This is a genomic window from Thauera sedimentorum (genome assembly GCF_014489115.1).
In the GTDB taxonomy this organism is placed as follows: domain Bacteria; phylum Pseudomonadota; class Gammaproteobacteria; order Burkholderiales; family Rhodocyclaceae; genus Pseudothauera; species Pseudothauera sedimentorum.
This window is the reverse complement of record NZ_JACTAH010000002.1, coordinates 1,461,310-1,481,203: the sequence shown is the minus strand read 5'-3', so window position 1 is coordinate 1,481,203 and position 19,894 is coordinate 1,461,310. Positions and strand designations below refer to the sequence as shown.

20 protein-coding genes are annotated in these 19,894 nt (G+C 69.4%); 2 read left to right on the top strand and 18 right to left on the bottom strand.

Annotated elements, in window-relative coordinates:
- Positions 1 to 3: 3 nt before the first annotated feature.
- The 6 genes from wecB to IAI53_RS16785 all read right to left on the bottom strand — a co-directional run bounded on the left by wecB (position 4) and on the right by IAI53_RS16785 (position 7,050).
- Positions 4 to 1,155, bottom strand: coding sequence for a non-hydrolyzing UDP-N-acetylglucosamine 2-epimerase (gene wecB, locus IAI53_RS16810; protein ID WP_187719285.1), 1,152 nt, complete (start codon positions 1,153 to 1,155; stop codon positions 4 to 6).
- On the bottom strand, positions 1,145 to 2,236 hold the full coding sequence (locus tag IAI53_RS16805; protein WP_187719284.1) for an XrtA/PEP-CTERM system-associated ATPase: 1,092 nt from the start codon (positions 2,234 to 2,236) through the stop codon (positions 1,145 to 1,147). The genes wecB and IAI53_RS16805 overlap by 11 nt, the downstream gene beginning before the upstream one ends.
- Positions 2,237 to 2,326: 90 nt before the next feature.
- Positions 2,327 to 3,814 carry a TIGR03016 family PEP-CTERM system-associated outer membrane protein gene (locus tag IAI53_RS16800; RefSeq protein ID WP_187719283.1) on the bottom strand — a complete coding sequence of 496 codons (1,488 nt, stop codon included), beginning with the start codon at positions 3,812 to 3,814 and terminating at the stop codon, positions 2,327 to 2,329.
- A gap of 40 nt (positions 3,815 to 3,854) precedes the next feature.
- The gene (locus tag IAI53_RS16795) at positions 3,855 to 4,808 is read right to left on the bottom strand and encodes an XrtA-associated tyrosine autokinase (RefSeq protein ID WP_187719282.1); all 954 of its coding nucleotides are present in this window, start codon (positions 4,806 to 4,808) and stop codon (positions 3,855 to 3,857) included.
- Positions 4,809 to 4,820: 12 nt separating this feature from the next.
- Entirely contained in the window at positions 4,821 to 6,368 is a 1,548-nt protein-coding gene (locus tag IAI53_RS16790) for an XrtA system polysaccharide chain length determinant (protein WP_187719281.1), read from the bottom strand.
- Positions 6,369 to 6,420: 52 nt separating this feature from the next.
- Complete coding sequence (locus IAI53_RS16785; RefSeq protein ID WP_187719280.1) at positions 6,421 to 7,050, bottom strand: XrtA/PEP-CTERM system exopolysaccharide export protein; 630 nt, start codon at positions 7,048 to 7,050, stop codon at positions 6,421 to 6,423.
- 173 nt (positions 7,051 to 7,223) lie between these two features.
- Here IAI53_RS16785 and IAI53_RS16780 point away from each other — a divergent pair, with 173 nt between their 5' ends.
- Positions 7,224 to 7,985, top strand: coding sequence for an N-acyl amino acid synthase FeeM domain-containing protein (locus IAI53_RS16780; protein ID WP_187719279.1), 762 nt, complete (start codon positions 7,224 to 7,226; stop codon positions 7,983 to 7,985).
- A 13-nt stretch (positions 7,986 to 7,998) separates the two neighbouring features.
- On the opposite strand, the gene IAI53_RS16775 is transcribed toward IAI53_RS16780, so the two are convergent.
- Entirely contained in the window at positions 7,999 to 9,306 is a 1,308-nt protein-coding gene (locus IAI53_RS16775) for a DUF1302 family protein (protein WP_225433337.1), read from the bottom strand.
- A 15-nt stretch (positions 9,307 to 9,321) separates the two neighbouring features.
- Complete coding sequence (locus tag IAI53_RS16770; protein WP_187719278.1) at positions 9,322 to 10,068, bottom strand: ABC transporter ATP-binding protein; 747 nt, start codon at positions 10,066 to 10,068, stop codon at positions 9,322 to 9,324.
- 60 nt (positions 10,069 to 10,128) lie between these two features.
- On the opposite strand from IAI53_RS16770, the gene IAI53_RS16765 reads away from it, so the two are divergent.
- Entirely contained in the window at positions 10,129 to 10,893 is a 765-nt protein-coding gene (locus IAI53_RS16765; protein ID WP_187719277.1) for an outer membrane lipoprotein-sorting protein, read from the top strand.
- Positions 10,894 to 11,025: 132 nt separating this feature from the next.
- On the opposite strand, the gene IAI53_RS16760 is transcribed toward IAI53_RS16765, so the two are convergent.
- The 10 genes from IAI53_RS16760 to folE2 are packed head-to-tail and all read right to left on the bottom strand — an operon-like array spanning position 11,026 to position 19,869.
- A complete protein-coding gene (locus tag IAI53_RS16760; RefSeq protein WP_187719276.1) occupies positions 11,026 to 12,033 on the bottom strand; it encodes an NAD-dependent epimerase in 1,008 nt (335 codons plus the stop codon).
- A 58-nt stretch (positions 12,034 to 12,091) separates the two neighbouring features.
- Entirely contained in the window at positions 12,092 to 12,550 is a 459-nt protein-coding gene (locus IAI53_RS16755; protein ID WP_222948329.1) for a nuclear transport factor 2 family protein, read from the bottom strand.
- The gene (locus IAI53_RS16750; RefSeq protein WP_187719275.1) at positions 12,547 to 13,347 is read right to left on the bottom strand and encodes an SDR family NAD(P)-dependent oxidoreductase; all 801 of its coding nucleotides are present in this window, start codon (positions 13,345 to 13,347) and stop codon (positions 12,547 to 12,549) included. The genes IAI53_RS16755 and IAI53_RS16750 overlap by 4 nt, the downstream gene beginning before the upstream one ends.
- Complete coding sequence (locus tag IAI53_RS16745) at positions 13,344 to 13,877, bottom strand: DUF3833 domain-containing protein (protein ID WP_187719274.1); 534 nt, start codon at positions 13,875 to 13,877, stop codon at positions 13,344 to 13,346. Before IAI53_RS16745 ends, IAI53_RS16750 begins: the two co-directional genes overlap by 4 nt.
- On the bottom strand, positions 13,874 to 15,160 hold the full coding sequence (locus IAI53_RS16740) for an MFS transporter (protein ID WP_349771938.1): 1,287 nt from the start codon (positions 15,158 to 15,160) through the stop codon (positions 13,874 to 13,876). The genes IAI53_RS16745 and IAI53_RS16740 overlap by 4 nt, the downstream gene beginning before the upstream one ends.
- Entirely contained in the window at positions 15,157 to 15,693 is a 537-nt protein-coding gene (locus IAI53_RS16735; protein WP_187719273.1) for a chalcone isomerase family protein, read from the bottom strand. Before IAI53_RS16735 ends, IAI53_RS16740 begins: the two co-directional genes overlap by 4 nt.
- Positions 15,693 to 16,937 (bottom strand): SAM-dependent methyltransferase, encoded by a 1,245-nt coding sequence (locus tag IAI53_RS16730; RefSeq protein WP_187719272.1) that lies wholly within the window; start codon positions 16,935 to 16,937, stop codon positions 15,693 to 15,695. The genes IAI53_RS16735 and IAI53_RS16730 overlap by 1 nt, the downstream gene beginning before the upstream one ends.
- Positions 16,934 to 17,722, bottom strand: coding sequence for a DUF1365 domain-containing protein (locus tag IAI53_RS16725; RefSeq protein ID WP_222948328.1), 789 nt, complete (start codon positions 17,720 to 17,722; stop codon positions 16,934 to 16,936). The genes IAI53_RS16730 and IAI53_RS16725 overlap by 4 nt, the downstream gene beginning before the upstream one ends.
- Complete coding sequence (locus IAI53_RS16720; RefSeq protein ID WP_187719271.1) at positions 17,719 to 19,050, bottom strand: NAD(P)/FAD-dependent oxidoreductase; 1,332 nt, start codon at positions 19,048 to 19,050, stop codon at positions 17,719 to 17,721. The genes IAI53_RS16725 and IAI53_RS16720 overlap by 4 nt, the downstream gene beginning before the upstream one ends.
- 18 nt (positions 19,051 to 19,068) lie before the next feature.
- The gene (folE2, locus tag IAI53_RS16715; RefSeq protein WP_187719270.1) at positions 19,069 to 19,869 is read right to left on the bottom strand and encodes a GTP cyclohydrolase FolE2; all 801 of its coding nucleotides are present in this window, start codon (positions 19,867 to 19,869) and stop codon (positions 19,069 to 19,071) included.
- Positions 19,870 to 19,894 lie beyond the last annotated feature (25 nt).

Genomic DNA, 19,894 nt, shown 5'->3' with positions numbered 1-19,894 from the left:
CATTCAGCGTGGTCGCTCGTGTTGGTCCAGCCAGCCGGCCAGATGGGCGGCAATCCGCCCCGCCGCGCGGCCGTCCCACAGTTCGGGTGCCCGGCCGCGCTTGCCGCCGTGGCGGAGGATGTCATCCACCCCGGCCATCAGGGCCTGGGGGTCGATGCCGACAAGGGTGTTGGTGCCCTGCTCCACGGTGATCGGCCGCTCGGTGTTCTCGCGGATGGTCAGGCAGGGCACGCCCAGAGCCGTAGTCTCTTCCTGTATGCCGCCCGAGTCAGTGAGAACCATCACGGCACGCGACATCAGGCCGAGCATCTCGAGATAGCCCTGGGGCGGCAGCACGATCATGCCGGGCGCATCGAGACGGCCGAGCAGGCCGAAGCGTTCCAGGTTGTTGCGGGTGCGCGGGTGCAGGGCCAGCACCAGCGGCAGGCGGCGGGCGATCTCGCGCAGCGCCTCGACCAACGGGCCGACCACCTCGGCGCGGTCCACATTGGACGGCCGGTGCAGGGTGACCACGCCGTAGCCGCCGGCGAGCACCTGCGGATCAAGGCCGGCGCCACGCAGCAGCGCTTCGGCAGGCACGGCACGCGGCAGGCTGGCGAACAGGCTGTCGATCATGACGTTGCCGACGAACACCGCACGCGCCGGGTCTATGCCCTCTCGCGCCAGGTTGTCGTGGGCGCTGCGCTCGGTGGTGTACAGCAGGTCGGCAAGCTGGTCGGTGAGCACGCGGTTGATCTCTTCGGGCATGCGCCGGTCGTAGCTGCGCAGTCCGGCCTCGACGTGGATCACCGGAATGTTGCGCTTGGCGGCCACCAGCGCGCAGGCCAGCGTGGAGTTCACGTCGCCGACCACCAGCACCGCGCGCGCGCCATGCTCGTCGATCACCGGCTCGAAGCGGCGCATCACCTCGGCGGTCTGCACCGCGTGGCTGGCCGAGCCGACGCCCAGGTTCACATCGGGCGCGGGCAGATCGAGGTCGGCGAACAGGCGGTCGTTCATCGCGCTGTCGTAGTGCTGCCCGGTATGCACCAGCAGGCAGCGCAGCGCCGGATCGTGAGCGGCGAAGGCGCGGATGATGGGCGCCATCTTCATGTAGTTGGGCCGGGCGCCGACCACGCACAGGATGGGCGCCTGCCCTGCGGCTTCAGTGTTCATGCTTGCGTCCCTCCGCGGGCGCGTCGCGGCGGACGGCCTGCAGCAACTGGTTGAGCACGCCCAGCGTGGCCGAGACCGACTGTTCCAGCCGGGTCAGGCGCGCCTCGATGCGCTGGATGTCAGTGCCCGCGGCCAGCGCCTCCACCTGGCGCGCCAGCTCGGCACCGACCTGCAGGCGGGCCGGGTCGAGGCTGCCGGCATCGAAGCCGAAGGCCTGCGGGTGGGTCTGGCCGTTGCCGTTGACCCGTGCGGCGCCGTCCGGCGCCGGGTTCATCTCCTGCAGCATCTCGTCGACCACTTCGCGCACGTCGGCCTCGCCGACCGTGTGCCGTTCGCCGAGAAAGGCCGCCAGCATCAGGCGGTCGCACAGGGTGTTGATCTGCCGCGGGATGCCGCCGGTGGCGGCGTAGATGGCGCGGAAGGCGTCCGGGGAGAACTGCGGGTCGCCCTGCCAGCCCACGTGCAGCAGGCGGTGTTCGATGTAGGCGCGGGTTTCGCCGGCGTCCAGCGGGCCGAGGTGGTAGGAGGCGATCACCCGCTGGCGCAGCTGCTGCATGCGCGGGCTCTGCATGATGTCGCGGAACTCGGGCTGGCCGATCAGGAAGCTCTGCAGCAGGGCATGGTCGTCCAGCTGGAAATTGGACAGCATGCGCAACTCCTCCACCGCCGCGGGCGTGAGGTTCTGCGCCTCGTCCACCACCAGCAGCGCGCGCTTGCCGGCTGCGGTGGTGGCCACCAGGAAGGTCTCCAGGGCCAGCAGCAGGTCGGCCTTGTCCAGATGGCGGGAGGGCACGCCGAAGGCGGTGGCCACCATGCGCAGCATGTCGGCCGCGTCGATCTGCGTGCTCACCAGGTTGGCGGCCACCACCTTCTCGGGGTCGAGCCGCTCGAGCAGGTTGCGCACCAGGGTGGTCTTGCCGGCGCCGATCTCGCCGGTGATGACGATGAAGCCCTCGCTCTGGTGCAGGCCGTAGTCGAGATAGGCCATCGCCCGGCGGTGGCCCCGGCTGCCGAAGAAGAAGGCGGGGTCGGGATTGAGCTGAAAGGGCTTGCCTCTGAGGCGGTAATAGGATTCGTACATCGGCGTTCCGTTGGAGGCCTGACCGGGCAGAACCCGGTCCGTCGCCAGTGGCGCGCGGCGCGGCTGCGCGCCGGCAGCCGGGCTGCCGGATCAGAAGCGCATGGCGACGTTGGCGATGATGGCGTTCTCGGTGAAGTCGTCGCTGCCCGACGACTTCTGGTAGCGATAGCTGAGGCCGGCGGTGGTCCGCGGGCCGAGCCTGGTGGTGAGTCCGAGGCTGAGCAGCGTGCGACGGATCTCGGCTGCCGAACTGCCTTCACCACGGGCGTCGGAACGGATCAATGTAGCCGTAACTGCGCTCGCACCCGAAAGCCGATGGGACAGACTCATCAGCGCACTCTTCTCTCTTATCCGCTCGTAGATCGAGAAGTCGTCCTGCAAGGTGACAAAGCCGGTTTCACCCAATCTCTCCCGGTCTGAGCGGTATAGCGAAACGCTGAGTACGTTACGAACTCCGATCAGGGAGAATCCAGCACGGAAGCGGCGATCAACGAAGTAGCTGTTAGACACCACGGTTTCGTTGAGGTCGGCACTTGTCACCCCGAGCGCTCGCAGTTCGCGCTCCAGTTGCTCGCGAATGACCGGATCGAGCTCCCCGGACAGCAGGCCCTCATAGCGTGACCTCAATCCTGGAAGATCCAAGAGGCTGTCAAAGGTCTGGAGAGACGAGGAAATGTCGCGCGACCAGCCAAGCTCCCAGGACGAACGGGCACGCCGGTGCTTGAACTGAAATTCATAGCCACGCCCAAAGATGCGTTTCTCGCTGACACCGGAAATGATAGTGCGCTCGTTGGGCCGCCAGTCGAAGCCCGCACCGGTGATGCTGCCGCTCTCACCCTTGCGCACCGCGTAGTCGTTGGACTCGTAACCGCCAACCAAGGCAAGGCGTAACTGCGTCGAAACGTTGATGTAGAGGATGCCGCGCGCTTCTTCCTGGCTGACATCGGTGGTACCGCTGCTGCCATAATCGGTGTCGGTGCGACCGTAGTTCGCCCCCCAGCCGAAGAAGCCGAAGCCCGTGGCATTGTCCGCATTGGCCAGCCACCGGCCGACCCGCTGGCTGCCCAGTTCGCCGCCGCTGTCCAGCCAGCGCGCGCGATAGGCGAGCGTGGCGGCGGTGTCGCCGAAGCGCAGCTCCAGCCTCGGCGCGATGCCGAAGGTGCGGATCTCGTCGTCGCTGTCGGTGTTCAGCGTGTCGCCACGGATGCGCCCGCCGAACAGCGAGGTATTGTCGCGCGAGATCGAAGCATCGACGTCGATGAAGAACAGGTCGTCCACCGCCTCGACCCCGCCCCGCCCCAGCAACGAGAGGAAGGTGGAATCGCCCTTGTCGCCGCTGAGGGTGACCTGGTTGCGCAGACTGGCGTCCAGCCGTCCCTGGATGCGCCCGCCATCGCGTGCGATGCTGACCCCCGGAGCGATGTCCGCAACCAGGCCGCTGCCGCCACCGCTCGAGGCGGCGTCGAGGTTGTCGGTCCAGGTCAGGCTGCCAGACACGTAGGGTTCGATGCGCACCTGCTGGGCGCTGACCGGCAGAGCGGCGCAGCTTGCCAGGGCGAGCGCCAGGCACTGCAGCATCCGCGCCGGGCGCGGAAGCGGGCTGTTCCGAAGGAGCGGTTCAGGCCGCATCCGCACGGGCCTCGTTGCCATAGCCATAGCCGTATCCGTAGCCGTAGTAGCCGCCGGGACCGCGGTCGCCGGACTTGTTGAGCACCAGCAGCTTGATCGGGCAGTTCTCGATGGCGGCAAGCGCCTGCTTGACCGTGCCGTGGGTGGTCCGGTTGGCCTCCACCACCAGCACCACCTGCCCCATGTGGGTCGCCAGTTCGCGCGCCTCGGTGGTCACCAGCAGCGGCGGCGAGTCGAACACGATCACCCTCTCCGCATAGCGTGTGGCCATCTCCTCGAGCATGCGGTTCATCGCATCCGAGGCCAGCAGTTCGGTGGCGCGCGGGTGGGGCATGCCGGCCGGCAGCAGGGAGAGCTTCTCCACATTGGTCCGCAGCAGCACGTCGCCCAGTTCGGCACGCCCGGTCAGCACGTCCATCAGCCCCTTCTCGGGCTCCAGGCCGAGACGGTTCAGGATGGCCGGACGCGAGACGTCGGCATCGACCAGCAGTACGGTATGGTCGAGCTCCATGGCGATGCTGATCGCCAGGTTGATCGCGGTGAAGGACTTGCCCTCGCCGGGCAGGGCGCTGGACACCATGATCAGGTTGCCGTTGTCGACCGCCGTCGCCCCCTTGCCCTGCAGGTTGCGCAGCAAGGGGCGCTTGATGACGCGATATTCCTCGGCAATCTGGCTGCGCGGCTGGTCCGGCGTGACCATGCCGGCCCGCGCCAGCGCCACGAGGTCGATGTCGACCTGCCGCCCGCTGTGCTTCACCGGCGCTGCGTCCGGCTGCGCAGCCGCGCTCGTCACTGGCGGTGGGGGCGCGGCCCTATCGCCGCCGGCCCCGGCGGACGGCCGGACGGCCGGAGCGGCAGCGGGCTGCGGCGCGGTTGCGGCGGGCAAGGCCCCCGCTTCCTTGAGTTTTTCCAGCCGCTCGGCAGCCTTCTCGATCAAGCTCATCTGATTCTCCGCCTAGCCCTGCAGCATGTTCAGCGCGACGGTCACCACCGCCACCGCACTTGCGTAGCCGGCCAGCCCGCCGGCAAAGGCGTAGCGGCCGCGGCGCTCACTGGTTTCGCGCTGCCGGTCGTGCAGCATGCTGACCGCGCCCAGCACCGGAACGCCGGTGACCTCGCGCAGCGTGCGCCCGTCGGCAAAGGTCGGGCGAAGCTGGCTGATCAGGAACGTCAGCGCTGCGCCGGCACCCAGAGCCGCGAGGCTGGCAAACAGCATCAGCAGGGTGCGGTTGGGCGCCGCGGGTTTGGTCGGCAGGCTGGGGGGGTCGATCACGCGAAACTCGCCGATGCCCGACTGGGCGTCCATCTCGACCGAGATGTTGGCCGACTCGCGACGCTGCACCAGGGTCTCGTAGTTGCGCTTGTGCACCTCGTAGTCGCGGTTGAGCTGGGCCATCTCCGCCTCGATCTTGGGCAACAGTTCGACCGAGGCGCGCAGGTCCGCGAGACGCCCTTCGTACTCGCTCACCCGCGCCTGCAGCGAGGCCACGCGCGCTTCGGTCTCCGACAGCACCAGCCTGAGCTGCTGGTAGACCGGATTGGCATTGAGCGAACCGAACTGGCCGCCACCGGACTGGCGGCGCAGTTCGATCTCCTTGACCTTCTGCGCCTCCAGGTCCTCGATCACGCGTCGCGTACCGATGACATCAGGATGCTCCTCGGTATAGCGCTGCAGCAGCGAGTCGAGCGTCTTGCGCATCGCGTCGATCCGCCCGTCGATCTCCGGAATGGATACGCCGGAGCCATTGGGGGTCTGCGGCAGGAGCACCGGCTCCTCGCCCTGAAGCTGTCGCTGCAGCGAATCGCGCGAATTGATCGCCTCACGCAGTTCCAGGCGCGCCTGTTCGAGTTGCGCGTGGACGCCACCCAACTGGCTCACGTAGTCCCCGCCCCCGCCCGCGCCGAGCAGGCCCATGTTGCGCAGGCGGAAATCCTTGAGGCGGTTTTCCGCGGCGGAAAGCTTCTCCTCGTAGCTGCGGATCTGCTCCTCGATAAAGCGCCGCGCCGCATCGGTATCCTGCCGCTTGCTGATCAGGCCCGATTCCACGAACAGCGACATCAGCGCCTGCACCACGCGCTGGGCGCGTTGAGGGTCGCCATCCTGGTAGGCAAGGGTGAACAGGTTGTCGCGCCCGGTCCCGCCTATGCGCAACCCATCCATGAGATCTGCGATCAATCGTTCGCGCTGGGCCGGTGTGTTCACCTCGAGGTTGAGGTCCGCCATGTTGATCAGCTTCTCGACGTTCGGCCGGGTGATCAGGGTGCGGCCGAGGATGGCGATCTGCTGGTCGAGGTTGGGCTGCACGGCAAGACCCGACATCAACGGACGCAGCACCGACTGGGTGTCGACGTAGACCCGCGCGGTGGATTCGTAACGGTCCGGCATGGTGTAGATCACCACCGCGGCCAGCGCCCCGGCCACCCAGGTCAGCGCCAGCCCCCACCAGCGGAAGCGCCACATGCCCCGCAGAATGCCGACACCCTGTCTGACGAGATCTTCCATTGCTCAGCTCACAGGCAGTTGGAACGGGAACCGCGGCACGGCCTGGTCACGGTCAGAACCAGCTCTGCGGGATGATCAGCACGTCGCCCGGGCGCATCTCCACGTTGGCCGAGACGTCGCCGTCCTCGATCAGGTCGCCGATGCGGACGCTGTACTGCTTGTTGCCCTCGGAGGTACGCAGGATGGAAGCGCGGTTGCCGTCGGCGAACTCGGTCACCCCGCCCACCGCGATCATCACGTCGAGCAGCGTCATCTTCTGCACGTAGGGCAGGATCTGCGGCTTGGCAGCCTCGCCGACCACGCGGATCTGCTCGCTGTAGGGACCGACGAAGGCGGTCACGATGACGGTGACCACCGGTTCGCGTATGTACTTGGCCAGGGCCTGCTCGATATCGCGCGCCAGCGTGGTGGCGTCCTTGCCGATGGCCGGCAGGTCCTCGACCAGGGGCGTGGTGATGCGCCCGTCGGGACGCACCGGCACGCTCATCGACAACTCGGGGTTGCGCCACACGACGATATTGACGGTGTCGCCCGGACCGATGACGTAGTTGTACTCCGAATCGGCCGCACTCACCGGCGCCGGCGGATAGCTGGATGCACAGCCTGCCAGCAACGCGCCCGCTACCACCGCCAGCCACACCCGGCGCAGCAGCGCCACGAAGTTGGATGTATTCACGCTCATGGTCCGCTCCCTTTTCGCGCAGGGCGAGATGTTGCGCCCCGCATATTATGGCCATGCTAAAGGCCGAAAACACCCCTCCCAAGGAACAAATACACAACCGGTTACAGCCCCCGGGAGATGCGCCGACTAAAGTGCAGAGCATTCGTACAATAACTTTCGTCAGGGAGGCGACAGTGAACTCGGACCATGCCCCGCTTCGGCCCGGATCAGGCTCGCTGTCTGCCTTCGCCCCCCTTCCCCTCGACGCCCGAGCGCCCGCCCGGCCTAGAACTTTCGGCCAGCATTTCAGCCTCGACTGCAACGGCTACCAGATCCGCCTGGCCGATCATTCGGACACCTTTCGCACACGCATCAGCCTGCTGATCGAGAAGCTCTACGCGTACCGAGGCCTGCACGCCACGCATGCCGACCTGCCGGTCCGCGGCGGCCAGACCACGCTGGTGGCCTGCCGCGACGAGGACCACGTGTTCGGCACCGTCACCCTCGGCCTCGATTCGCCCGACGGGCTGCTTGCGGACGCACTCTACCGGCCGCAGATCGACCAGGTGCGCAGCGCGGGCGGCAGGGTGTGCGAGGTCACCCGCCTGGCGGTCGACCCGGAATTCGGCTCCAGCCTGCTGATGGCCCAGTTCTTTCACCTGGTGTTCATCCTCGCGCGTCTGGTTCATGGCATGACCGACCTGTTCGCCGAAGTGCATCCCCGCCACAGCAGCTATTACCAGCGCATGCTGGGCTACCGCGTGGCCGGGCCGGAACGCGTCTGCCCGCGGGTGGGCGCGCCGGCGGTGCTGCTGCACATCCCGCTGGCCGAAGCCGAGCGGCTGATCCGCGAAGGCGGCAGCCAGCGCAGCCTGTATCGCAGCTTCTTCTCCATCGACGAGCAGTGGCGGCTGTTCGAGCAACTGCGCGCGCCGGTGAGCGAGACCGTGTCCTGAGCATCCGGCCGCGTCAGAACCAGCGGCGAAACTCCACATACACCCGGTCGCGGTCGTCGTAGCGGCCGAATATGCCGTCCCGACGCCCCCCGAAGACATCGGCGCCGACCACGCCGCGCCATTCGGGCGTGATCTGGTAGGAAAGCTTGGGCCGCAGCATGTAGTCGCTGCGATTCAGGCTGGACACGTAGAGCAGCTCGGCCTCCAGCTTGTCGCCGAACTTGCGGCTGACCAGGAAGGTCATGCCGCCCTCGTGGCGCTCGTTGCCCATCTGCCGGTCGTGGTCGTAGAACACCCGCGCGTAGTACTGCAGGTTGAAGCGCCACACGTCGCGCACCGGGATGTCCACCCCGATCACGTAGTCGAGGGTGTCCGATGCGTGCAGGCCGTAGCGTGCGGCCGGGTCCGCAGTCAGGAAGCTGCGCCCATGGGTATGGACCGCCTCGCCCTTGAGCACGAAGCTGCCGAGATCCTTGGACATGGTCAGGCCGGTCTGGCGGATGCGGTCGTGGCGCAGTTCCAGCGCGCCGCCCACCCGGTACAGCGTGGGCGACACGTCGCGGCTCTGGTAGTGGAAGGCGGACAGGTCCCATCCGGCGATCAGGCGCGAGACGCGCAGGCCCCAGTTGGTGTTCGACAACCCGGAGGAGGGTTTGCGGTCCTTCACCCGGGTGCCGGCCGGCAGCGCGAACGGATAGAAATCAGCGCCCGGCTCGCCGATTTCGTCGTAGCTCGGCGCCGGAATCCACAACAGCTCGAAATGCGTGTCGCTGCCGAAGTGCTCGGCCCGCACCGCCCACTGCGGCGTGCGCAGGGCCTCGAACTCGGGCAGGAAGAATTCGCGCAGGTCGCGCGCCGAGACCACGTCGGCGAAGAACAGGCCGACCATCTCGCCCCACACCACGTGCTGACGCCCGAGGCGGAACTCCCAGTCGCCCGCGCCGAAGTCGGCGTAGGCCTCGCGGATCATGAAGTCCGTGCGCTGGTCGCGCCGCACCCGGCGGTGGTAGTAGTCGTCCTCCAGCCAGTAGGCGCCATCCACGTCGGCCCGCGCGGAGAGCTTGTAGCGGCTGCGCTCGCCCAGGCGTCCGCTGAGGCCGAGCTCCAGCCGCGCGCGCAGCTTGGACCAGTGGGATTCGTCCGGCCAGGTGTAGGCCGCGCCGAAATCCGCGTAGCCCCCCAGCCGCAAGCCGCCGGCCGCGTCGGCCGGCGCGGCGGGGTCGGCATCCAGGTCGAACAGGTCGTCGAGCTCGTCGGCGGCCGCGGCCGCGGTGCTCAGGCCCAGGGCAAGCAGGAAGGGCAGCAGGCGCTTGGATCGCATGAGGGAATCGCTCCGTCAGATTTCCGGGTCTTCGCCGGCAGGGCGACGGTCCTGGACGAACCGCCACCTGTCGCCCGCGCGCATGCCCAGGGCGGTGATCTGCCCATCCTCGATGCGCACCAGACGGTCGGCCATGTTCATCACCCGCCGGTCGTGGGTGGAAAAGATGAAGGTGGTGCCGGACTTGCGGTTGATCTCCTTCATCAGCCGCAGGATGCCCTCGCCGGTCTTGCGGTCGAGGTTGGCGGTGGGCTCGTCGGCCAGCACCACCTTGGAATGGGTGGCCAGCGCGCGGGCGATCGCCACCCGCTGGCGCTGCCCGCCCGAGAGCTGGTTGGGACGGTGGGTGGCGTACTTCGACAGGCCGACCATCGCCAGGTAGTGCTGCACCCGCTCGGCGCGCTCGGCGCGCGACAGCTCGCGCAGTTGCAGCAGCGGGTATTCGACGTTCTCCTCGGCGGAGAGCACCGGCAGCAGGTTGAAGGACTGGAAGATGAAGCCGATGGTGCGCGCCCGCAGCTCGGCGAGCTGGTCCGGGGTCTGCCCGGAGACGTCGCGCCCGTCGATCAGCACGCGGCCGGAAGACGGCGTGTCGATGCACCCGATGATGTTGAGCAGGGTAGACTTGCCACTACCCGACGGGCCGGCGATCGCAAGGAACACCCCGGGCTCCACCGCCAGATTGATATCGGTGAGCGCCTGCACCTCCTGCTCGCCCAGAAGGTAGCTCTTTCCGACGTTTTCCACCTGTACGATCGCCATTTCGCCAGCCAGACTGGTGATGAGACTGCCATAAGCATAGCAGCCGGGAGGACAGTACCCATGACGAAAAGCTCACGAAACCGGCGCCACTTCCTGTCGCTGGTCGCCCTGGGGCTCGCCGCCCCGCGGCTGGCCTGGTCGGCGGAGGAATCCGGCCTTGCCCGCGAACTGGTGGCCCGCGCCGACGCGATCCGCTTTCCGCAGGAGAGCTTCCAGACCGACATCACGGTGCGCAACTTCAGCAACGGCGAGGCCGGCGACATGCGCAAGTACCGCGTGCTGTCGCGCGGCAACGAGAACACCATCGTACTCACCATGGAGCCGGCCTCCGAGCGCGGCCAGGCGTTGCTGATGCGCGGCCGCGACCTGTGGATCTTCATGCCCTCGGTGTCGCAGCCGGTACGCCTGTCGCTCGCCCAGCGGCTCACCGGCCAGGTGGCCAACGGCGACCTGGCGCGGGCCAATTTTGCCGGCGACTACACCCCCGCCCTGCTCGGCAGCGAGTCGGTCGACGGCGCCCCCTGCCACGTGCTCGACCTGGTCGCCGCCGACCGCGGCGTCACCTACGCGCGGGTGAAGTACTGGGTGCGGGAGGACAATGCCTGGCCGGTGAAGGCCGAGTTCTACGCGCTCTCCGGCCGGCTGCTGAAAACCTGCCGCTACCTGGACTTCCAGGAAATGGCCGGGCAGCTGCGCCCCACCCGGCTGGTCATGGAAGACGCGCTGAAGGCCGGCGAAACCTCGGAGATGAGCTACGAGGCCATGAACCTGCGCGACCTGCCGGAGCGCATGTTCACCCGCGAGTATTTGCGCCGCCTGGGCTGACACCCGGCAGCCGCCATTCGGCACCGCTCCGGAGAAACCGCATGTAGGAGCGGCCTTGGCCGCGATGCGGCCTGCAAGGACACGGCCGCCGCATCGCGGCCAAGGCCGCTCCTACAGCCGCGGAGGCGTGGGTCAGACCTTGTAGTACTCGCGGTACCACTGTACGAAGCGCGCCACACCCTCGGGCACCGGGGTGGCCGGCGCGAAGCCGGTCCACGCATTGAGCTCCGCGGTGTCGGCGTAGGTGGCGGGCACGTCGCCGTCCTGCAGCGGCAGGAAGTTCTTTTCCGCCTTGCGGCCGAGCGCATCCTCGATGGCCTCGATGAAGGCCATCAGCTCCACCGGGTTGTGGTTGCCGATGTTGAACACGCGGTAGGGCGCGTCGCTGCGGCCCGGGTCCGGACGGTCGGCATCGAAGCCGGGGTCGGCTTCCGCGACATGGTCCAGCGTGCGCAGCACGCCTTCGACGATGTCGTCGATGAAGGTGAAGTCGCGCCGCATGCGGCCGTGGTTGAACACGTCGATAGGGCGGCCTTCGAGCATGGCCTTGGTAAACAGGAACAGCGCCATGTCCGGGCGGCCCCAGGGGCCGTACACCGTGAAGAAGCGCAGGCCGGTGGTGGGCAGGCCGTAGAGGTGGCTGTAGGTGTGCGCCATCAGCTCGTTGGCCTTCTTGGTCGCGGCGTACAGGCTCACCGGGTGGTCTACGCTGTCGTGCTCGGAGAACGGCATCTTGGTGTTGCCGCCATACACGCTGGAGCTGCTGGCATACACCAGGTGGCCCACCTTGCCGTGGCGGCAGCCTTCCAGGATGTTCATGAAGCCGACCAGGTTGCTGTCCACGTAGGCGTGCGGGTTCTGCAGCGAATAGCGCACGCCGGCCTGTGCGGCCAGGTGGATCACGCGGTCGAAGCCCTCCTCGGCGAACAGGCGCTCCATGCCGGCGCGGTCGGCCACGTCCAGCTTGACGAAGCGGAAATTGGCGTGGGGCGTGAGCCGCGCCAAGCGCGCCTCCTTCAGCGTGGGGTCGTAGTAATCGTTGAGGTTGTCCAGGCCGACCACCTCGTCGCCGCGGGCGAGCAGGCGTTCGGAGGTGTGCATGCCGATGAAGCCGGCGGCGCCGGTGACGAGGATCTTCATGAGAGCGAACCGATGCGGATGGACTGGGCGCGGATTATCGCACGTCGCGGCGACCGGCTCATGACTGCGGTGCGGCCAGGCGGCGGCGCAGCCAGCGCATCAGCGCGCCGATCAGCGGCAGCTTGGCGTACAGCTCCTCGGCGGCATCCCAGTAGTCGCGGTGCTCCACCACCCTGCCCCGCTCGTCCAGGTGCAGATGGCTGACCCCGCGCACGACGATGCGCCGCGCCGGCGGACCGAAGGCGAAGGTCCAGCCCAGCATCGCCTGGCGGCCGTCGCGCAGGCGCGTGGTGACGCTAAATTGCGGCGCCTCGACCTGCCCGAACATGTGACGGAAGATACGTTCGATGGCCGCAAGGCCTGCGACCTCGTTGAACGGGTCCTTGAAGCGCGCATCCGGCGCATACACGGCCGCAAGCTCCGCGAGCGAGGCTGGCGTCAGCGTCTCGTAGAAGGCGACCAGGCGGTCCAGGCCCGCGTCGAGCGCCTTGTCGACCGGATCGGGCGCCATGCTCATGCGCCGGTGGCCCGGCGCACCAGGCCGAAGTAGAGCCGGTAGGGCAGCAGGCGCAGGGCCTTCAGCACCAGCGAGAAACGCCGCGGGAAGTGGATCTCGAAACGCCCCGCGGAGAAACCGCGCAGCATGGCCTCGACGGCCTGGCGCGGGGTCTGCAGCGCCGGCATGTGGAAGTCGTTCTGCGCGGTCAGCGGGGTGGCGACGAAGCCGGGGCTGACCAGGAACACCGACACGCCGCGCGGCGCGAGGTCGAGGTAGAGCGACTCGGCCAGGTTGATCAGCGCCGCCTTGGACGGCCCGTAGGCCGCGGCGCGCGGCAGCCCGCCATAGCCCGCCACGCTGCCGACGATGGCCAGCGCCGCCGGCTGACCTTGTTCGGCCTGCGCCAGCAGCGCCGGCACCAGCGCCGCTGCGCCGTCCATGACGCCGAGCAGGTTCACGGACAATGTCTCGCGCACCGTCTCGGGCGACAGCTCCCAGGCGCGCAGCGGCCGGTAGGTGCCGGCGTTGAGCACCGCCAGGTCGATGCCGCCCCAGGCGGCCAGCAGGCGGTCGCGCACCTGCGCCAGGTCGCCGCTGTGGGTCACGTCGGCCGGCTCCACCCGGACGTCCGCGGCGCCGGCACGCAGGCAATCTTCTGCCACCGCGCGCAGGCCTTCCGCATTGCGCGCGCTCAACGCCAGGCGCGCGCCACGGCCGGCGAGCTGGCGGGCGAGCTCGGCGCCGATGCCCGAGGACGCCCCCACCAGCCACACCCGCCGGCCCTGCCAGTCGGTGATCGGCGTGTTCAGGCTCATCGTTCCGGCCGTTTGTAGAAGGACAGCGTAACCTCGCCCAGGCGGAAGCCCCACTTGCTCATCACCGAACGGTTGAGCATGACGCGCTCGTCCATCAGGAACATCCAGTCGTCGAAATCGACGTGATACACCTTGCCGTCCACCGGCAGGGCCAGCACGTAACGCCAGCGCAGCGCATTGCCGGCGAGCTCGCCCACCGCCTCGCCGACCACGTCGTCGGCGCGCCCGAGGTAGCTGCCGTCGGGCTGGCGGGTGAGGGTCCACACCCGGCGCTGGGTGCTGCCGTCCGAATAGGTGAAGTGTTCGTCCAGGGTGCCGGTGTCGCCCTCCCAGCGCGCCTCGATCAGCACATGGAAGCGCTTCACCACCCGGCCCTTGCGGTCCTGGAAGATGCCATGGGCGTCCAGGGTGCCGTTGAAATACTCGCGCAGATCGAGCGTCGGCTTCTCCATTGCGTACTCTCCCACCTCCACCGTCGCGCAGCCGCTCAGGGCGGCCAGCAGCGCGAACATCGCCAGCAGTCGTCTCATCGCATTTCTCCCTCGGATTCCAGTTCACCGCGCCAGGCGAGCAGCAGGGCCAGCGCGCCGCCCTTGAGCACCACCGGCAGCAGGGCATACACCGCCGCCAGCGCGCCCAGCGCGGCGGCGTCGCGCGCGCCGGGTTCATAGCCCAGCCAGCCGAGCAGCGGCAGCGCCAGCCCGGCGGCGAGCGCCAGGTTGGCCTTGGTGACCAGGTTCCACCAGCCGAACCACGCCCCCGCGGGCGAAGCGCCGCGCCCGGCATAGCGCGCCAGCTGGTCGGCCAGCATGGCCGGCGGCAGGGCGAGGTCCGCACCGAGTGCCGCGCCGGACAACAGGCAGATCAGCGCGAAGGCGACGGTCTGCCCGCCCTCCAGGGTCCAGGCCCAGACGAACACCGCCATCGCCAGCACCATGGCCGCGCCCCAGGCGCGCCGCTTGCCGACACGCGCGGCGAGCGCCACCCACGCGGGCAGGCTGGCCGCGCCGGCGGCGAAGTAGATCACCAGGAACAGGCCGGCAGAGGACTCCGCCTGCAGCACGTCGGCGACGAAGAACAGCACGCACACCGAGGGGATCGCCGCGGCGATGCCATTGGCCGCGAACACCGTGAGCAGGCGACGGAACGGCCGGTGCGCGAGCGCGGCCGCCAGCCCGGCCCACAGCGCCTGGCGCGCAGGCTGGCGGGGTGCGCGCGGCGCGCGCAGCAGGGTCCAGCCGGCAAACAGGGCGAGCAGCAGCGGAAACAGCCAGGCCAGGCGCGCCAGGCCCGCCACTTCGTCGGCCGCCAGCATGGACGGCAGGGCCGCGGCGAGCATCACCCCGGCCAGCGCAAAGCCTTCGCGCACCGCGGTGATCCGGGTGCGCTCGTGCGTACTGGCCTGCAGCTCCGCGCCCCAGGCGTGATAGGCGATGCTGGCCGCCGACCAGGCCAGGGTGACCGCCACCAGGGCGAGCGCCAACCAGGCCAGGCCGGCGCCGGCCGGCGGGGCGAGCAAGGCCATCAGCCCCAGCGCCAGCGCCGGCAGCGCGCCGATCACCCACTGCGGCCGGCTCGCCCAGCGGTCGCTCGCCCAGCCGAGCAGCGGATCGGTGAGGCCATCGACCACGCGCACCGCGAGCAGCACCGCACCGACCGCGGCCAACGGCAGGCCGAGGCCGTCGGCATAGAGCTTGGGCACATGCACGTAGATCGGCAGCGCGGCGAAGGCCAGCGGCAGGCCGAGCGCGCCGTAGGCCAGCAGGCCGCCGCGGGTGGGCGCGTCCAGGGCCAGGGCGAGGCGGCCGCTCACGGCGCGGCCTCACCGAGCAGGCGGGCGCGCAGCGCGGGCTCGCGGGTGCGCTCGTCCAGCCAGATGGCGAAGAAGTGGCGCGCCAGTTCGGCGTCGTCGATCTCGGCGGTCAGCCGCCCCTGGTGCCAGAAAACCGCCCCGCGGCCCGGCAGGTGCAGACCGACGATGCGCTCGTCCGGCTGCACCGAGGGGAAGGCGCGCGCCAGTTCTTCCCGCCAGCGCGCCAGGCGCGTCTCGTCGCCGGCGCCGAGGCGGCGCATCTCGTCGATGCTGGTGTCGACCAGGCGCCCGGCGTCGATCGCGCGCTGGTAGCGCAGGGCGAGCGCGTGGGGGCGCTGCGGCGCGTAGCCCTCGCCGCTCACCCACAGCTCGGCGTCGTACAGGCGCAGGCCGAACCAGCGCATCGGCCCGGCGCCCAGGGGACGCATCTGCGGCGCATAGGCGAGCGTCTCCGCCGGCAGGCCTTGCGAGGCGCCGGCCGCCGGCACGAACAGCAGCGCGCAGACCAGCAGGATGCTGCGGGCGCGGCGCATCACCCGGCACTCCGCGCGTGGCGCAGCTCGACATGGCGCACGTCGATGTCGCCGCACAGGAAGCCCGCCTCGCAGTAGGACAGGTAGAAGCGCCACATGCGCACGAAGCGCTCGGAATAGCCTTGCGCGCGCACCTCGCCGATACGTGCGACGAAGGCCTCGTGCCAGTGCCGCAGGGTGCGCGCGTAATCGCCGCCGAAGGCGAAGTCGTCCGCCACCGCGAGTCCCGCGCCCGCGGCCTGGCGCTCGATGGCCTGCGGCGAGGGCAGCATGCCGCCGGGGAAGATGTACTGCTGGATGAAGTCGGTGCCGCGCCGGTAGCGCGCGAACAGCTCGTCGGCGATGGTGATGGCCTGGACCACGCAGCCCCCGCCGGGGCGCAGCAGGCCGGCGAGGCGCTCGAAATACACCGGCCAGAAGCGCTCGCCGACCGCCTCGATCATCTCGATGGAGACGATGTGGTCGTACTGGCCGCGCACGTCGCGGTAGTCGCACAGCTCGAAGTTCGCCATGGCCTGCCAGCCGCCGCGTTCGGCGCGCGCACGCGCCCATTCGAGCTGCGCCGGCGACAGGGTCAGGCCGAGCACCTTGCAGCCGAACTCGGTGGCCGCCACCTCGGCAAAGCCGCCCCAGCCGCAGCCGACCTCCAGGATGGTCTGCCCGGGGCGCGCACCCAGGCGTTGCAGCACGCGGCGGTACTTGCGGCGCTGGGCATCCTCCAGCGCTTCGTCCGGCGTGGCGAAGAGCGCGGCCGAATAGCTCATGGTCGGGTCCAGCCACAGGGCGTAGAAGTCGTTGCCCAGGTCGTAGTGCGCCTCGATGTTGCGCCGCGCGCCGCTACGGGTGTTGGCGCGCAGCAGGTGGCCGAGCCGGTGGGTGAGCAGGCGCCAGCGCCGGCCGTACACCGCCTGGCCGAGCTGCGCGCGGTTGGCGGCCAGTAGGCCGAGCAGGCCGGTGAGCTGGTCGGTGTCCCACCCGCCTTCCATCCAGGTCTCGCCCAGGCCGATGTCGCCGCGCGCCAGCACGGCGTCGAACACCGCGTGCTCACGCACCCGCCAGTGGGCCGCGAGCGGGCCATGACCGAGGCGCAGCGTGGCGCCGTCCGGCAGTTCCAGCGCCAGCGCGCCGCCATCCAGGCGGTGCAGCATCTCCAGCGCCAGGCGGGTGGCGCGCGGCTGGCGCGCGAGCAGGTGCAGATCGGGGCGCGGCAGTTCGCGCGCCAGGGTGGTGTCCAGGGCATTCATCGCGTGGTTTCCTCGAGCGGTGGCAGGGGCTTGCGGAAAAAGGCGGCGCGCTTGCGCCACAGCCGCAGCGCCTGCCAGTGGATGCGGGCGGTCACGCCCAGCGTCATCAGGGGGAACTGGGCCAGCCAGCGCGTCATGGACGTGCCCGACAGCGGCTGCGCACGTCCACCGACCCGGGTGGCCAGGCGGCATTCGCCACCGTCCCAGTAGTCGATCCGTACCGAATGCACCTCGCCCGCCGAGGCGAAGCGGAAGCGGTATTCGCCGCGCACCGGGAAGAAGGGCGAGACGTGGAAGACCTTGCGCGCGGAGAGCTCGTCGCCGAACTCGATCGGGCGCAGATCGTGGTGATGCACCAGGTAGTTGTGGCGTTCGCCGAAGGTGTTGCTGACCTCGGCCAGCACCACCCGCAGGCGGCCGTCGCGATCGTGGCAGAACCAGAAGCTGACCGGATTGAACACGTAGCCGAACAGGCGCGGCATGGTCTGCAGCACCACCTCGCCGTCGCAGGTGGCCGCCAGCCCGTGGGCGGCGAGCAGTTCGCGTATCCACGGCAGCAACGGGCTGCCGTCGCGCGCGCCATGATCGGCGGCGCGCAGGCTGAAGATGCCCGGCCGGTCCACCGCGAGCAGCGGCACCTTGAGCGCGTCCCAGCCGGACAGGGGCACGCGCAGGAAGGCCAGGCGATAGACGAAGCGGTTGCGGGCCTCGCCCGCGCGTTCATGCATCACCGCACCGAAGCACACCGCGGGGTCAAGCGACGGACGGTAGCGGGCCACGTTCATGACGCCACCTTCTCGCGCTCTTCCGCCCGCCAGGGAATGCCGGCGCCAAGTGCGCCGGCCACCGCCAGCGCGGACCTGAGGCCGTCCTCGTGGAAGCCGTAGCCGGTCCATGCGCCGGCAAACCAGGTGCGCCGCACGCCCTGGATCTCATGCAGCCGGGCCTGCGCGGCGATGGCCGCACTGTCGAACACCGGGTGGGCGTAGTCGATGGTGCGCAGCACCTTGTCCGCGGCAGGCTCGTCGAAGGGATTGAGCGAGACCACCACCGGGGTGTCCACGCCCAGCGGCTGCAGGCGGTTGAGCAGGTAGCTCACCGACACCGGCCGTTCTGCCGCCTCGCCCCGCCCGGCCAGGTAGTTCCAGGCCGACCACACCTTGGGCCGACGCGGCAGCAACGCGGGGTCGGTATGCAGCACCGCGCGGTTGTCCTGGTAGCGCACCGCACCCAGGATCGCGCGCTCCTCGGCGCTCGCGGCCTCACCGAGGATGCGCAGCGCCTGGTCGCTGTGACAGGCGAACACCACCTCGTCGTACAACTCACCGCCGCCACGCGTGTGCAGGCGTACGCCGTCGGCGCCACGTTCCACGCCCAGCACCGGGGTGGCGGTGCGCACGTCGTCGAGCTGGGCGGCTATGCGGCGCACGTACTCGCGCGCGCCACCACGCACCGTCATCCACTGCGGGCGGTCGAATATCTGCAGCAGGCCGTGGTTGTGGCAGAAGCGCGCAAAGGTGGCGAAGGGGTAGTCGAGCATGGTGCGCGTGGGGCAGGACCAGATCGCAGCCGCCATCGGCAGCAGATACCAGTGACGGAAGGCGGCGCCGTAGCGATGGCGGTCGAGGTAATCGCCCAAGGCCATGTCGGGCACCGCTTCGGTGCCGGCAGCGGCCCGGGTGGCCGCGGCGTTGAAGCGCATGATGTCCTTCAGCATGCCGAGGAAGGCCGGGCGCAGCAGGTTGCGCGGCTGCGCGAACAGGGTGCCGAGATCGGAACCCGCCCACTCCAGTTCCGGCTCCGCAAGGCTCACCGAGAAGGACATCTCGCTCTCCACCGCCTCCACCCCGAGCATGGCGAACAGCGCGCACAGCTCAGGGTAGGTTCGCCGGTTGAACACCAGGAAGCCGGTATCGACCGCCAGCCGGCGCCCTTCGACCTCGATGTCCACGGTGTTGCTGTGCCCGCCCAGGCGCCCGTCGGCCTCGTACAGGGTGACGCGCTCGCGACGCGAGAGCAGCAGCGCGCTGGCCAGGCCGGCGATGCCCGAGCCGACCACCGCGATCCGCCGGCGGCCGCCGGTGACGATTCCGTCCAGTTCGCCCATCTTCATGCTTGCCCCCACTGGTGATCAGTCGTTCGCGCCGGACACGGTGGCCCAGGCGGAATGGTTGTGGATGGACTCGAAGTTCTCGGAGGCCACCTGCCAGGCGGCGATGCGCGGCTCCGCGCGCAGGCGCAGGGCGATGTCGCGCACCAGGTCTTCGACGAACTTCGGGTTGTCATAGGCGCGCTCGGTCACCCACTTCTCGTCCGGGCGCTTGAGCAGGCCGAACAGTTCGCAGGAAGCTTCCTCCTCGGCGATGCGCACCAGCTCCTCGAAGCTCATGTCCTCGCGCAGCGTCACCTCCAGGGTGATCTTCGAGCGCTGGTTGTGCGCCCCGTAGGCGGAGATCTCCTTGGAGCACGGACACAGGCTGGTCACCGGCACCACCACCCGCAGCGTGGTCTGCGGCCGGCCGCCGGCGCATTGCTCCACGCGCAGCGCGGCGTCGATGTCGAGCAGGCTCTCCACGCCGGACACCGGAGCGCGCTTGCGGATGAACCAGGGGAAGGCGGCCTCGAGCCGTCCCGCGTCGGCATCGAGGCGGGCGAGCATCTCGGAAAACATCGCCCGCAGGCCCGACAGGTCCAGCGCGCCGCGGTCTGCTTCCATCAGTTCGACGAAGCGCGACATGTGCGTGCCCTTCTGATCGGCCGGCAGGCCCACGGTCAGCGCCAGGGTGGCGACCGTGCCCGCCGCCTCGCCGTCCGCGCGGCGCAGTACCAGCGGATAGCGCAGCCCGCGGATGCCGACCTGCTGGATCGCCAGCGCACGGTGGTCGCGGGTGGCCTGGATGTCGGGAAGGAAAATGGACTCTGGCGCGTTCATGACATCTCCGGTTATTTGTCCTGGA